The 13,952-nt window shown below is 73.1% G+C and carries 13 protein-coding genes; 4 read left to right on the top strand and 9 right to left on the bottom strand.

What is annotated here, in order from left to right; genetic code table 11:
* Positions 1 to 17: 17 nt before the first annotated feature.
* The 3 genes from iolB to ADK52_RS15595 are packed head-to-tail and all read left to right on the top strand — an operon-like array spanning position 18 to position 4,315.
* On the top strand, positions 18 to 902 hold the full coding sequence (gene iolB / locus ADK52_RS15605; protein WP_234343843.1) for a 5-deoxy-glucuronate isomerase: 885 nt from the start codon (positions 18 to 20) through the stop codon (positions 900 to 902).
* The gene (gene iolD / locus ADK52_RS15600; protein WP_053690396.1) at positions 899 to 2,803 is read left to right on the top strand and encodes a 3D-(3,5/4)-trihydroxycyclohexane-1,2-dione acylhydrolase (decyclizing); all 1,905 of its coding nucleotides are present in this window, start codon (positions 899 to 901) and stop codon (positions 2,801 to 2,803) included. The genes iolB and iolD overlap by 4 nt, the downstream gene beginning before the upstream one ends.
* 12 nt (positions 2,804 to 2,815) lie before the next feature.
* Positions 2,816 to 4,315 carry a CoA-acylating methylmalonate-semialdehyde dehydrogenase gene (locus ADK52_RS15595; protein WP_053690395.1) on the top strand — a complete coding sequence of 500 codons (1,500 nt, stop codon included), beginning with the start codon at positions 2,816 to 2,818 and terminating at the stop codon, positions 4,313 to 4,315.
* A 121-nt stretch (positions 4,316 to 4,436) separates the two neighbouring features.
* On the opposite strand, the gene ADK52_RS15590 is transcribed toward ADK52_RS15595, so the two are convergent.
* From ADK52_RS15590 to ADK52_RS15560, 7 genes are all read right to left on the bottom strand, one after another.
* Positions 4,437 to 5,666, bottom strand: coding sequence for a hypothetical protein (locus tag ADK52_RS15590; protein ID WP_053690394.1), 1,230 nt, complete (start codon positions 5,664 to 5,666; stop codon positions 4,437 to 4,439).
* Positions 5,667 to 5,728: 62 nt separating this feature from the next.
* Entirely contained in the window at positions 5,729 to 6,769 is a 1,041-nt protein-coding gene (locus ADK52_RS15585) for a WxL protein peptidoglycan domain-containing protein (RefSeq protein ID WP_053690393.1), read from the bottom strand.
* 112 nt (positions 6,770 to 6,881) lie between these two features.
* Positions 6,882 to 8,174, bottom strand: coding sequence for a hypothetical protein (locus ADK52_RS15580; RefSeq protein ID WP_053690392.1), 1,293 nt, complete (start codon positions 8,172 to 8,174; stop codon positions 6,882 to 6,884).
* Positions 8,175 to 8,495: 321 nt separating this feature from the next.
* Positions 8,496 to 9,695 (bottom strand): S8 family peptidase, encoded by a 1,200-nt coding sequence (locus tag ADK52_RS15575; RefSeq protein ID WP_063783852.1) that lies wholly within the window; start codon positions 9,693 to 9,695, stop codon positions 8,496 to 8,498.
* A gap of 104 nt (positions 9,696 to 9,799) precedes the next feature.
* Positions 9,800 to 10,213 carry a GNAT family N-acetyltransferase gene (locus ADK52_RS15570; RefSeq protein WP_053690468.1) on the bottom strand — a complete coding sequence of 138 codons (414 nt, stop codon included), beginning with the start codon at positions 10,211 to 10,213 and terminating at the stop codon, positions 9,800 to 9,802.
* A gap of 79 nt (positions 10,214 to 10,292) precedes the next feature.
* Positions 10,293 to 10,991: a 4'-phosphopantetheinyl transferase family protein gene (locus tag ADK52_RS15565; protein WP_053690390.1), complete on the bottom strand. Its 699-nt coding sequence runs from the start codon at positions 10,989 to 10,991 to the stop codon at positions 10,293 to 10,295.
* 66 nt (positions 10,992 to 11,057) lie between these two features.
* Positions 11,058 to 11,576: a hypothetical protein gene (locus tag ADK52_RS15560; RefSeq protein WP_053690389.1), complete on the bottom strand. Its 519-nt coding sequence runs from the start codon at positions 11,574 to 11,576 to the stop codon at positions 11,058 to 11,060.
* A 281-nt stretch (positions 11,577 to 11,857) separates the two neighbouring features.
* Here ADK52_RS15560 and ADK52_RS15555 point away from each other — a divergent pair, with 281 nt between their 5' ends.
* Positions 11,858 to 12,331 (top strand): phospholipase, encoded by a 474-nt coding sequence (locus ADK52_RS15555; RefSeq protein WP_053690388.1) that lies wholly within the window; start codon positions 11,858 to 11,860, stop codon positions 12,329 to 12,331.
* Between the two features lie 480 nt (positions 12,332 to 12,811).
* Here the strand turns inward: ADK52_RS15555 and ADK52_RS15550 are convergent, their stop codons facing one another.
* Entirely contained in the window at positions 12,812 to 13,012 is a 201-nt protein-coding gene (locus ADK52_RS15550; RefSeq protein WP_053690387.1) for a hypothetical protein, read from the bottom strand.
* A gap of 28 nt (positions 13,013 to 13,040) precedes the next feature.
* Positions 13,041 to 13,928, bottom strand: a complete 888-nt coding sequence (locus tag ADK52_RS15545) for a thiopeptide-type bacteriocin biosynthesis protein (protein WP_053690386.1) — start codon at positions 13,926 to 13,928, stop codon at positions 13,041 to 13,043.
* Positions 13,929 to 13,952 lie beyond the last annotated feature (24 nt).

Raw genomic sequence — 13,952 nt, 5'->3', positions numbered from 1 at the left:
TGACCGGGTCGCACGAGATGGAGTTCGCCGCGCTGCGGGTGCTGGAGCTCGCGCCGGGGGAGACGTACGCGCACGCCTGCGGGGACCGGGAGTGGATCGTCCTCCCGCTGGCCGGGGCGTGCGTGGTCCGCTGCACGGAGCCGCATCCCCGCCCCCCAGCGCCGTCGGGACCGGAGGTGTTCGAACTGCGGGGGCGCGAGAGCGTGTTCAGCGGGGTGAGCGACTTCGCGTATCTGCCCCGGGACGGGCAGGCCGTGATCGGGTCCGCCGCCGGAGGGAAGTTCGCGCTGGTCGGGGCGCGGTGCGAACGGATCCTGCCCGCCCGGTACGGACCGGCCCGGAGCGTTCCCGTGGAGATCCGCGGAGCCGGCCAGTGCACGCGCCAGGTCAACAACTTCGCCGCCGCCGGTGTCTTCGACTGCGACCGCCTCATCGCCGTCGAAGTGCTCACCCCCGGCGGGAACTGGTCCTCGTACCCGCCCCACAAGCACGACGAGTTCCACCCCGGCCACGAGTCCCGCCTCGAAGAGGTCTACTACTTCGAGATCGCCCCGCACCGCGGCGGCCCGGGCGCCGGCCCGGGCGGCGGCGCAGGCGACGGCGGCGACACGCCCGGCCTCGGCTACCAGCGTGTCACCCCGTCCCCCGCCGGGAAGACCGACATCCTCACCGAGGTGAGGACCGGGGACGCGGTGCTGATCCCGGACGGCTGGCACGGGCCGTCCATCGCCGCTCCCGGGCACGACATGTACTACCTCAACGTCATGGCCGGGCCCCCGGGCCAGCCCCGCGAGTGGCTGATCCGGGACCACCCCGACCACGCCTGGATCCGGGACACCTGGTCCGGCCAGGACGCCGACCCCCGGCTGCCCTTCTACCGAGCGGAGGACGAGACCCAGTGAGGCTCACCGTCGCCCAGGCCCTCGTACGGTTCCTCGCCGCCCAGTACACCGAACGTGACGGGCACAGACGGCGGCTGATCGCCGCCACCTGGGGGATCTTCGGGCACGGGAACGTCGCCGGCATCGGGCAGGCCCTCCTGGAGAGCGGACCGGGCGGGACGCGCAGCGGGACGCCGGGAGAGGTGCCCGGCGGGATGCCGTTCCTCCAGGGGCGCAACGAGCAGGCCATGGTGCACGCCGCCGTCGGGTACGCCCGCCAGTGCGGGCGCCTCTCGGCCCACGCCGTCACCACCTCCATCGGGCCCGGCGCCACCAACCTCGTCACCGGGGCCGCCCTCGCCACCATCAACCGGATTCCCGTACTCCTCCTGCCCGGGGACACCTTCGCCACCCGGCCCGCCGATCCCGTCCTCCAGCAGCTGGAGGTCCCCTACGCGGGGGACCTCTCCGTCAACGACACGCTCCGGCCCGTCTCCCGCCACTTCGACCGGATCACCCGGCCCGAGGCCCTGATCCCGGCCGCCCTCCAGGCGATGCGGGTCCTCACCGACCCCGTGCAGACCGGCGCGGTGACCCTGGCGCTGCCACAGGACGTGCAGGCCGAGGCGTACGAGTGGCCGCCCGGGTTCTTCGCCGAGCGCGTGTGGGCCGTACGCCGGCCCCGGCCCGACCGGGACGAGCTCGCGCGGGCCGCCGAAGCCGTACGGGGCGCGGCGCGCCCGCTGATCGTCGCAGGCGGCGGGATCCGGCACGGCGCCGCCCAGGCCGCGCTGGCGGAGTTCGCCGGGGTGACCGGGATCCCGGTCGCCTGCACGCAGGCGGGCAAGGGCGTGCTCCCGTACGACCACCCCGCCGATGTCGGCGGCATCGGGCACACCGGTACGGCCGCCGCCGACGACCTGGCCCGCGGCGCCGACCTGGTCATCGCCGCCGGGACCCGGCTGACGGACTTCACCACCGCCTCGGGGACCCTGTTCCAGAACCCCGCCGTCCGCTTCCTCGGGCTCAACCTCGACCCGTACGACGCCCACAAGCTCGCCGGTCAGCCGCTGGTCTGCGATGCGCGGGTGGGCCTGGAAGAGCTCCGGGCCGCGGTTGCCGGGTACCACGTGGACCCCGGGTACGAGACGGCGTACAAAGAGAAGAAACGGGACTGGGAGAGGCTGGTCGACCGGGCCTACGCGACCCCCGACGAGGACACCGCCCCGACGCAGGCACAGGTGCTCGGGCTGCTCGACGCGGTCGTCGGCGCCGAGGACGTCCTGATCAACGCCGCCGGCTCCCTCCCCGGCGACCTGCACAAGCTGTGGCGGGCCCGCTCGGCCGACCAGTACCACGTGGAGTACGGGTACTCCTGCATGGGATACGAGATCCCGGCCGCGATCGGGGTCGCGCTCGCCGCCCCCGGGCGGCCGGTGTGGGCGCTGGTCGGCGACGGGACGTACCTGATGAACCCGACCGAGCTGGTCACGGCCGTGCAGGAGGGCGTCCCGATCAAGGTGGTGATCCTCGACAACCACGGATACGCCTCCATCGGCGGCCTCTCCGGTGCCGTGGGCGCGGAGGGCTTCGGGACCGCGTACCGCTTCCGGGCGGACGACGGTTCGTACACCGGCGCGCCGCTGCCGCTGGACCTCGCGGCCAACGCGGCCTCCCTCGGGATGGCGGTGATCCGCACCCGCACCATCGGTGACCTGCGGAAAGCCCTCGCCGAGGCGCGCGCGGCGGACCGTCCCACATGTGTCTACGCACAGACCCGAACACCCGACACTGTGTCGGGCCCGCCCCCGGCACAGGCGTGGTGGGATGTTCCTGTGGCCGAGACCGCGACACGGAAATCCGCGGCCGCGGCCCGCGAAGAGTACGACCGGCAAGCCGCGCAGCGACGTCGCCATCTGTGAAGGAGCAAGGCAATGAAGACCGTCAACCACTGGATCGGTGGCAAGACCGTCGAGGGCGCGTCGGGCAACTACGGCCCGGTCACCGACCCGGCCACCGGCGAGGTCACCACGCAGGTCGCGCTCGCCTCCGCCGACGAGGTCGACGCGGCCGTACGGGTCGCCCAGGAGGCCTACCAGAGCTGGGGCCAGTCCTCGCTGGCCGCCCGCACCAAGGTGCTCTTCGCCTACCGCGCCCTGCTGGACGCCAACCGCGACGCCATCGCCGAGCTGATCACCGCCGAGCACGGCAAGGTCCACTCGGACGCGCTGGGCGAGGTGGCGCGCGGCCTGGAGATCGTCGAGCTGGCCTGCGGGATCACCACGCAGCTCAAGGGCGAGCTGTCGACCTCCGTCTCGAACCGCGTGGACGTGGCGGCCATCCGCCAGCCGCTGGGCGTGGTCGCGGGCATCACCCCGTTCAACTTCCCGGCCATGGTGCCGATGTGGATGTTCCCGCTGGCCGTGGCCTGCGGAAACACCTTCATCCTCAAGCCGAGCGAGAAGGACCCGTCGGCCGCCAACAAGCTGGCCGAGCTGGCCTCCGAGGCGGGTCTGCCGGACGGTGTGCTCAACGTCGTCCATGGTGACAAGGTCGCCGTCGACGCGCTGCTCGCCCACCCGGGCATCGCCGCCGTCTCCTTCGTCGGCTCGACGCCGATCGCCCGCCACATCCACACCACGGCTTCGGCGAACGGCAAGCGGGTCCAGGCGCTGGGCGGCGCCAAGAACCACATGCTGGTGCTGCCGGACGCCGACCTGGACGCCGCCGCCGACGCCGCGGTCTCGGCCGCGTACGGCTCGGCCGGCGAGCGCTGCATGGCGATCTCGGCGGTCGTGGCCGTCGGTTCGATCGGCGACGCGCTGGTGGAGAAGATCCGCGAGCGCGCCGAGAAGATCAAGATCGGCCCCGGCAACGACCCGGACTCCGAGATGGGCCCGCTGATCACGGCGGCCCACCGCGACAAGGTCGCCTCGTACGTGAAGGGCGCGGCCGACCAGGGCGCGGACGTGGTCCTGGACGGCACGGGCTACACGGTCGACGGGTTCGAGAAGGGCCACTGGATCGGCCTGTCGCTGCTGGACAACGTCAAGACCGACTCCGACGCGTACCGCGACGAGATCTTCGGGCCGGTGCTGTGCGTGCTGCGCGCCGAGACCTACGAGGAGGGCGTGGCCCTCATCAACGCCTCGCCGTTCGGCAACGGCACCGCGATCTTCACCCGGGACGGCGGCGCCGCCCGCCGCTTCCAGCTGGAGATCGAGGCCGGCATGGTCGGCGTCAACGTGCCGATCCCGGTGCCGGTGGGCTACCACTCCTTCGGCGGCTGGAAGGACTCGCTCTTCGGTGACCACCACATCTACGGGAACGACGGCATCCACTTCTACACCCGCGGCAAGGTCGTCACGACCCGCTGGCCGGACCCGTCCGAGGCCCCGGTGGGCGTGGACCTGGGCTTCCCCCGCAACCACTGACCGCGCAGGACCGTAGGACGGCAAGACCGTAGGACGGCAAGACCGCAAGACCGCAGGACCGGCTCGCCCCCCGCACCCTCACGCGGGGGGCGAGCTCCGTTTTTCGGGGGTCCTGGCCGCTCTAGAACAGGGACCAGACGTCGGCGGCCGCCGTCCGGCTCCAGACCGCGTCGCCGTGGCCGTAGCCGGGGACCACCGTGAAGGCGACGCGGTCGTTGCCGGCCGCACGGATCAGGTCCGCGCCGCCCGGGTGGTCGCCGCGGCCCAGCGCGGTGTTGACCCACACCACTTCGGCCCGGATGCGGTCCCAGGCGATCCGGTACGTCGTCCCGTCGCCGGCCCAGATCGCGGCCAGGTCCCGCATCAGGGCGGTCGGGACCAGCCCGCTGCCGAGCGCGGCGGTGGCGGCGTGCCAGGTGCCGAGCGTCGTGTGGGTCAGGGTGAAGCGGTCCTCGGCCGGGGTGGCGCCGAAGGCGTACGCGCCCGCGCTGTGGCCCTGGGTGTAGATCCAGTTCGCCGGGCCCGGAAGGGCGGCCGTGCGGATCAGCGCGAAGTGGGCGAGCCCGGCGTGGGTGAAGCGGAGCGCGGGGTTCGGCGGCCAGGGGACCGGCGAGGGTGCCGAGGGGTCCGTGACGGCCCGGGCGATCAGGGCCGCCAGTCCCGGGTCGGTCGCGTACGTGCCCCGCGCGAGTTGGTCCGCGTACACGTCCCGCGTCGCGGCCGCCCGCAGCGCCAGGTCGCCGGTGTACGGCCCGGTCGTGTCCAGGACGACCACCCGGCGCAGCCGCGGCGAATCGTCGTGCGAGGCGGCATCGAGCGCGAGGGCGGCCCCGGCCGAGTGGCCCGCGTACCCGTACGGCAGCCCCAGTACGGAATCCAGCGCGCGCACCACCACGGCCAGGTCCCGGCGGTGCGCCGCGAGCCCCCACGCGGCGGTGATCTCGGCGGCGGTCGCGCTGTCCTCGCGTGGGGTGACGCCGACGACCAGCAGGCCCCGGTGGCGCAGCCGGTGCGCGAGATTGTGGCCGTCCGAGCCGTCCGAGCCGTCCGAGCCGCCGGAGCCGTCCGAGCCGCCGGAGGCGCCCGCGTCGCCCGAACTGCCCGGACCGCCCGGGGTGAAGAAGTCGGCGGCGAAGTTCAGCCCTCCGCCGGGCAGCAGGTACGCGATTCCGCGCGGCGGCCGCCGCGTGTCCGCGACCACGTCCACCGTGGGGCCGCCGTCGGGGAGCCGCAGCGTGAGGCGGGTCCAGCCGGAGCCGGAGGTGCGGGCGGCGGTGCCGGTGCCGGTGCCCAGTGCGCGCTCGACGCGGGGCAGCAGACCCGCGCCGGTCTCGGTCCGCTGTCGTTCCATCGGTCGTCTCCCCGTTGCCGGGTGACGGCCGGATGCCCTCACCCGGGGGACACCCTCGCCCGTCAGTGCGCCCCGGCCAAGTACGGTGCGGGCTCGGCCGGTTCCACGGGGGACCGGCGCCGGCGCCGCAGGACCAGGAGGGTGAGCGCGGCGCCCGCCAGTACGAGCAGCGCGCCGAGGGCGGGCCAGGGCACGGCGATGAACTCCGCCTCGGATGCCGGGGCGAGGTCCGGATAGGCCGCCGCCCCGGCCGAGATCCGTACGGTCACCCAGTCCGACTGCGGCGCGTCCGCCCACGGTTCGGTCAGCTCGATCCGCTGGCCGGGCAGCAGCACCAGCTTCAGCTCGCGGGCCGGCCGGTCCAGCACCCTGCGGCCGAACAGCCCCTCGGCGGACACCGCCACCCTGGGCTCGACGACCACGTTGCCCCGGTTGACCAGTGCGTACGAGACCGTGGCGCGGGCGCTCTTGACCCACGGCAGCAGCGGCGCGGACCGGCTGACCTTCACGTCCTCCACGCTCAGGCCCGGTGTCACCGGCCCCGGAACCCGGAAGTACAGCCGCGAGCCGACCTGCCGCTTCACCCCGACCTGGACCTTGCCCTCCTGCCGGATGCCCTCCACGGCGGTGTTGAGGGCGACGATCCCGCCGACGTGGTCGCCGGGCGTCGCGTCCTCGGGGACCTTCACCGTGAACGGGATGTCCTTGCGGCCCTTGGGCGGGACGGTCACCGTGGTCGCCGCCTCGGGCGCCAGCGCCGTCCACGCGCCCACGTCCTTGGGCTTCTGATCCACCGGCAGGAGCGCGAAGGCGCCGCCGGCCGGGGTGTTCACGGCGTCGGTGGCGAAGACCTGGAAGGTTAGCTCCCGGTCGGAGGAGTTCAGGACGGTCACGCTGTCGCTGACCGTGGTCCCGGCCGCGCCCTGGTGGAAGAAGTACGCGCGGTCGGTCATCGCGGCGCTGGCCGGGGGCGTCGGGAACACCCCCCAGGTGCCGTTGTCCGCGGCCGTCGCCGTCGTGGCCGGCGCCAGGAGCAGGCCCGCGACCAGCAGCAACAGGGTGAGGAGCGGACCGTACGGAGCGATGCGGGGGCGGGGGCGCATGGGCGGTTCTCCAGTCGGCGCGGGGAGGCGGGAAGCGGAGGTGGGGGCGGGAAGGCGAAGGGGTGGTGCGGCGCCTGGCGCCGCACCACCCTGGGTGCACTGTTCCTGCCGGTCAGGCGATCGAGAAGGTGACGACCGTCTGGTAGGTGTCGGCGAACATGAACGGCGGGAGCTGGATCATCCCGGCGCCGCCGACGGCGAACTCACCGCCGGTCAGTTCGTCCCCGCCGGCCGCCTGCGAGGCCACCTTCATCGGAGTCTCGGAGATCGCGCCGGGCGTGCCCGCGGTGCAGGTGCTCGGGCTGTCCGGGTTGGTCACGGTGCAGGACGGCTGGATGCCGATCTGCGCCTTCGCCATCGAGTGGCCGGTCGCCTGGTTCAGGAAGGGCGTACGGGTCGCCGTCACGTCCCAGCCGAGGGTGCCGCCGCGGAAGTCCTGGACGGTCGCGGCGTTGAACACGCCGACCACCGACTGGGCCTTGCCGTTGATGGTGACCGACGGGAAGGCGACGGCCGGCTGGCCGTCCTTCGGGCCGAGCGCCAGCGCGCCGGGGAGGACCTCGATGTCGACCGGGTTCTTCACGCCCGCCTGGTCCTCCAGGTACACGAACGACTTGTACGGGGTGACCGAGCCGTCGATCTTGATGGCGTCGGCCTTCTTGGTGACCGTGATGTTGCAGCTGGCGGCGCCGCTCGCGTCCGCCGTACCGGTTCCGGTGTCACCGGTCGCCGCGCCCGCGAGGAGGGCGGAGCAGGTGACCGGGCCGGCCGGGAAGTTGGCGCCGCCCACGACGACGGCCGTGCCGGCCTTGCCGCTGTTGGGCGTCAGCTTGGTGGTGACCGGGTCCTTGGGCAGGGCCTCGACGGCGACCGAGCCGAGGGTGGCGCTCGGGCGGGGCGCCGGGGTGCAGGTCGTGGTGAAGACGGAACCGCTGAGGTCCGCGTCGGTGACCGCCAGGTCGAGCTTGACGTCGACCGCGGTGCCCTCGGTGCCGTCCGGGATCTTGATGGTTCCGGAGAAGGACTTCGGGTCGAGCGGGGTACCGGCGACGACGCTGACGGTCTCGGGCGGGCTGGTGACGACCTGGGTGGTCGTGCCCACCTTGAGGGTGATCTTGGTGGTGTTCACCGTCGTGACGGAGAAGCCGGGGATCAGCGGGCTCGCACCCGGGTCGATCGTGATCGGTACGACGTCTCCGGCCTTGGCCGTGCCGGGCAGGGTGATCGTGTAGTTCTGGTTGCCCGAACCGTCCGGCTGCGGTGCCGGGGCGTCGCAGTTCTCGAAGACGGGGGTGGTCACGGTCGCCGCCTGGGCGGTGCCGGTCAGGCCCACCACGCCGCCCGTCAGCGCGAGGGACAGGGCGCCCGCCCCGGCCAGAATTCTTCGTCGGAACGTTGTACTCACTGGGTCGCGACTCCTTCGTCAGACGAACCCCTCCCCCCACCCGCTGTGTGGGGGAGGCCGAGCCGGTGCGGTGGCCGACATTGACGCGTCGCGGTGATGAGAAGTCAATGACTTGCTTTCGCCCGAAGCACACAGAAATTGATGTCCCATCAGGCCGGGTCGCCAGGGTGCGGGGCGGGTGGGATGGGTGGGGTGCGGGCGGGAGACCGATCCGGGCGTGGAGCCGGGTGCTGACCTGGGCGTTCGGGGTCTTTCGGAGCACGCCGGTCAAGCCGCCGGTCAACTCCGCCGGCTTGACCGGCGCGATCCGAAAGAGGCGGTCTAGCCAGCGGCCGACGGGTGGTGCAGGAGCAGGTTGGCCGTGCCGGCCGGGACCCCGGTGAGCCGGTCCCGTACCGCGTCCCGCAGCAGCGTGGCGGAGACCTCGGCGGGGGTCTTCGCCGTACCGCCCGCCGCGATGCCCTCCGCCAGGATCAGGGCGGCGACACCCGCCGCGTGCGGGGCCGCCATGGACGTGCCGGAGGCGCGGGCGAGGGTGGTCGCCGAGCCCTTCCAGGCCGAGGTGACGGACACGCCCGGCGCGACGAGGTCCACGCAGCTGCCGTAGCTGGAGAACGGGGCCCACTGGTCCGCGGCGTCGGCCGCGCCGATCGTGAGCGCCGAGGGGGCGGCGGCGGGGGAGCCGGTGCAGGCGTCGTCGGCGGAGTTGCCGGCGGCGACGGTGAAGGTGATCCCGGCGGCGACCGCCCGCGTCACCGCCGCGTCGAGGGCGTAGCTGCGGGTGCCGCCCATGCTCATGTTGGCGACGGCGGGGGTGCCCGGGGCCTTGGCGGCGTCCTTCACCATCCACTCCAGGCCGCCCAGGATGGAGGTCAGGGACGCGGACCCCTTGCAGTTGGCGACCTTGACGCCGACGAGGGAGACCCCCTTCGCCACCCCGTACGTCGCCCCGCCCAGGGTCCCGGCGACGTGCGTGCCGTGCCCGTTGCAGTCGCTGGAGGTCTCCAGGAACACCCCGTTGTAGCCGACCCGGGCCCGGCCCCCGAACTCCTGGTGGCTCGCGTAGATCCCGGTGTCCACGACGTACGCGGTGACGCCCTGTGCGGTGGTGGCGTACGTGTACGAGCCGTCGAGCGGGAGCACGGACTGGTCGATCCGGTCCAGGGGCCAGGGCGCCGGGCTCTGCGCGTCGCTGATCCGGAACTCGGCGTCCGGCTCCACGGAGGCCACCCGGGGGTCGGCGGCCAGGGCCTTGGCGCGGGCGGCGGTGGTCCGGACGGCGAAGCCGCTGAGGACGGTGTCGTAGACGTCCCCGACCTGGTCGCCGGAGCCCGTGGCCTCGGCGACCAGGGCCCGGGTCGGGGCGCGGGAGGTGGTGTCCTTGAGGACGACGACGTACGGGGCGGTCGCGGTCGCGGTGTCTGCGGCGGGTACGGGCACGGGTGCGGCGTGCGGCGGCAGGGCGGTGGCCGCCGCCAGCAGGGCGGCGGCGGCCGGGAGCAGCGCGGTGAATGCGGTCATGCGCCCGATGCTCGGCGAGGTGCGACCCGCCCGCGCGGAGGGTGCGCCGACTGGCCCCACGACACGCCGCCGAACGGGTCCCCCGCATGATCGGGAAGACGGGCCTAGCCGGAGAGGGGCCAGCCGCGCATGGTGAAGACGCCCTCGTCGTGGGAGCCGGCGGAGGCGTAGGTGGCCAGGGCGGCCTCGTTGTCGGTGTCGACCCCCACCCACATGCCGTAGCAGCCGCGCGCCTTGGCCTCGTCGGCGAGGGCCTCGGTCAGGGCGCGGCCGATGCCGCGCCGCCGGTAGCCCTCGTCGACGGAGAGCTCGTACAGGCACATCTCCGTGCCCTTGTCGGGGTGGCTCATCTCGACCCCGGAGACCATGCCGGCGGGGATGTCGTCCACGTAGGCGATGAGCATCAGGTGTCCCGGCGCGGAGAGGAAGCGCTCGGACCAGTCGAGTCGGGCGGGGCCGTCGAAGAGCCCCTCCGCGGCCTGGAGTTCGGCGACGGTACGGGCGGGGCGGATGTCCATGGCGGTCACGATAGGGCCGTCCGGCGAGCGGCGACCTTGTTTTTCGCCCCGGCGTGGCGAGCGGCGCCGGGGCAGCGCGTCAGGTGCGCAGGGCCAGGGCCGCCGCGTACGCCGAAGGGGCCGGGAGGTCGGCGAGGTGCCAGCCGGGGAGCTGGGACGGGGTGGGGCCCGAGCCGATGTAGGGCTCGGCCAGGCCCAGGGCCAGACCGGTGCCCGTGCCCTTGAAGTAGGCCTCCTTGCGCGACCACAGGCGGGCCAGCGCCCCCGGCCGTTCTTCCACGGGCAGTGCGGAGAGCTCCGCCGTCTCCGCCGGGTGCAGGGCGTTCAGCACGTCCTCCACCGCCGCCGCGCTCGGGACCGCCTCCACGTCCACGCCGACCGGCACCGCCGCGAACGCGAGGTACGCCAGGTCGTCGCTGTGCGAGAGCGAGAACTGCACCGCGCCTCCCGCCACCGCCGGCCGCCCGTGCGGGCCGTCGCAGCACGGGCAGTCCTCCCGGACCAGGGTGACGTCCTGCGGGGCCAGCCCGAGGTAGCCGCCGAGGAGCACCCGCAGCCCCACGTGGGAGGCGAGGTACCGGTGCCGGTCCGCGGCCCGCAGCAGCCGCCCGGCCCGCTCCCGTTCGCCCGCGTCCAGGATCGGCAGCGCGTCTTCGATCCGGTGGCCGCCGACCACTTCGAGCGTGGTGTCCAGGGACCACACCGCCACGGTCGTCCCCGTCGGGGACGCACCGATCCGCGGGACGTCCTCGCCGAGCTGGTTCACGTACGTACTCACCGGACGAGCGTAGACGAGCGCCGCTCCCGGGCCACGGGGTGCCCGGCCATGATCCGCCGGACCCTCCTAGCCACGGGCGTGGGCCGTGGCCGCGGGGTGGTCCTGCGGCCGAGATCCCGGCGACGGGGTGCCGTCGGTCCAGGCGTAGACGCGCTTGCCGCGCACCGCCACCTGGTACTGGTGGACGTCCCGGCATTCGGGCCGCTCCTCGGCCCGGATGCCGTTCGGCCACCACTTGGCGTTCAGCCGCCGCCCGCCCAGGTCCTTCGGCGTGCCCGCCGTGCACTGCGGGCCGTCCAGCGGGGTCGCTCCGAGCGTGAAGCGGAGCAGCCTCGCCTCGCCGGTGGTGCGCACCCGTATGCGTATGTCGGTGGCGTCCTTGGGCACCCAGGACGGCAGCGTGAAGGCCGGGTTGCCGCGGGTGGGCGCGTCGGCGGCGGTCGCGAAGTGCTTGCTCTTCTCCTCGAAGACCCGGTCGTTGATGGAGTCGGTCAGCGGGTTGGGCGGGAGGTTGGGCAGCGCCAGGGCGGCGGTGGCGACGACTCCCAGGATGGCGGCGGCGATGACGAGGGGACGGCGGTTCATGTGATCCAGTCTCGGCCGTCGCACCCCCTCGCGCGTCCCTCCGTAGGACGAACCGCTTCTCTGCCGGAAGTCTGATACCGCGTGCTACCTGAGAGCTGCACCCTCCGGCAACTGGCCCTGGAGCCGCCTTCCTTGTCCGCTCCCGAATCCGACACCCGCACCCGGCGAGCGCCGTTATAGCGGCGTTAAGCGGCGCCGATAGGACGTGCCCCGAGGGTGGGACCCGACGCCGTACCGGGGGTACCTCCGGGCGGCCCCCCACCCCGTCCTGGAGGATTGACATGCGCCTTCGTCTCGTTCCGCTCCTCACATCGGCGGCCGCGGCCGGTGTGCTCGTCGCCGCCACCCCCGCGTCGGCCGTCCCGACCGACAAGCCGCAGGTCCTGAGCAGTTGGACGCAGACCAGTGCCGCCAGCTACAACGCCTGGGTCGCCGCTCGCGGCAACCAGGGCAAGTGGGGGCCGTACGGGTTCGACTGGTCGACCGACTACTGCTCCTCCTCGCCCGACAACCCCTTCGGTTTCCCCTTCCAGACGTCCTGCGCCCGCCACGACTTCGGCTACCGCAACTACAAGGCCGCAGGTGCATTTCCGGCCAACAAGGCAAGACTGGACGAGGCCCTCTACGCCGACCTCAAGCGCGTCTGCTCGGCGTACTCGGGTGTGAAGAAGGGCTCCTGCGACAGCACCGCGTGGACCTACTACCAGGCCGTCAAGGCCTTCGGCGTCTCCCCGCAGGACGTGCCCACCGCCTGAGCCCACCCATGATCAACCCAAGTGCCCCTTGATCTCCGGTCCCGTCCGAACCCCCCTCGGGCGGGACCGGCCGGGTTTCGCGCTCCCCCGCGCGCACTTGGCGTGGTGGGCCCGCCGTCGCGGCCTGCCGGCCTTCCCGGGCAACTGACCGGCGAGCGCCGAACACGACCGTCACCTCCGCCCCGCTGGCGCCGCCCCGGCCATCCTCGGGAGCCCTGCTGCTCTGCTTCGCCGGACGGGACCTCCGCCGAGACCCTGGCCTCGGGACCCGGCCACCGCCGCGACACCGGCCTGCCCGCCACCGGCATCCTGAAGGGCCGCCAGGCCCGCCGCCGGATCGGCATGGTCTTCCAGAAGCCGAACCCGTTCCCGGCGATGTCGGGACCACGTCGGATTACGTCCAGGGCCGCTTCGGCTGAGCCACGAGCTCAGTGGCCCGCGATACCGCCGGCCATACCGCCCGCGATGCCGCCCGCGACCTCACCCGTGGTCGACCGCGCCGGACAGCCGCTCCCGGCGGGTCGCTCTCACGACGGGCAGGGTGACACCGATGGCGCTGCCGACTCCGATGCCGACGCCGATGCCGAGGCCGATGTTGTCGAGGACCAGCAGCCCGACGAGCAGCCCGACGGCTATGCCCAACGACATTCCGATCGCCAGGCCCTTGCGGGTGGATGTCATTTTGAGTTCCTCATTGCTTGTCACACGATCATTGTGCCGGAAGCGCCTTGTGGGCGAGCGTGGAGTCGCCCGCCCACCGGGAGGCCATGATCCCGAGGAGGGCCTCCTCGCGGGGCAGTATCCCGAGCCGGTTGCACATCATGTGAACCTGGTGGAACACGAGGTGGCCGGGGCTGTACGGGATGTCCATCGCGGCGGCTCGGACCAGGTGGTGCGACAGGGTGCGAGCCCAGTCCTGAACCCGGATCCGTACGGCGGGTTCGGCCATCAGCGACATGGCTCTTTCCCCGATGGCGGGCATGCCCTCATCGGCGGAGTTCCGCAATCGAGTGCGGAGTTCCTCCGCGCCCCGGCCCGCGTCATGGGTCCACCAGGCCAGATGCCGTTCCCAGAATTGCGGGATCTCGGACGCGGAGGCGTGGAGCAACAGCATGCCTATCGCGGCGCGATCCGGTTGACGTGGAAGGCCGCCGGCCCACAGGGCCAGTTCACTTGAGTGCTCGAAGACTTCCTCGGCGAGCTCCGTACCGGTCCGGCCACCGTACTTGGCCTCCTCGCGTTCGTACACGGCCATGTCGGCCCCGGCGTGGAGGCCGCTGAACGGGCGGAGATCCAGCGGGACCAGGGAGCCCCGGTCCGGTGCGGGCCGGCGGCTCAGCCGGACGAGATCGGCGTCGAGCCTCGGCAGCACACGGTGCAGCCGGTCCAGTGCATCCTGGGGGCCTCGGACCCGGAAGCGCAGATGAGGGCCCCTCCGGTCGGTGTACTGGATGAAGAACCAGCGGTCGGCGCCCAGCGTCCTCGCCAGGGCGGAGAGCTCGGGCAGGCATGAGGTGACGGCTGCGTCCAGGCGATCGATCCCGCCGGGATAGAGACGTGCGTACCACCAGTCCGATGCGGGCAGGGACCTGCTCACCGACTGCCCTCCATGCTCGTGAAA

This window comes from Streptomyces sp. WM6372, assembly GCF_001279655.1.
In the GTDB taxonomy this organism is placed as follows: domain Bacteria; phylum Actinomycetota; class Actinomycetes; order Streptomycetales; family Streptomycetaceae; genus Streptomyces.
The sequence above is the reverse complement of the archived record's forward strand: the minus strand, read 5'-3'. Positions and strand labels throughout refer to the sequence as shown.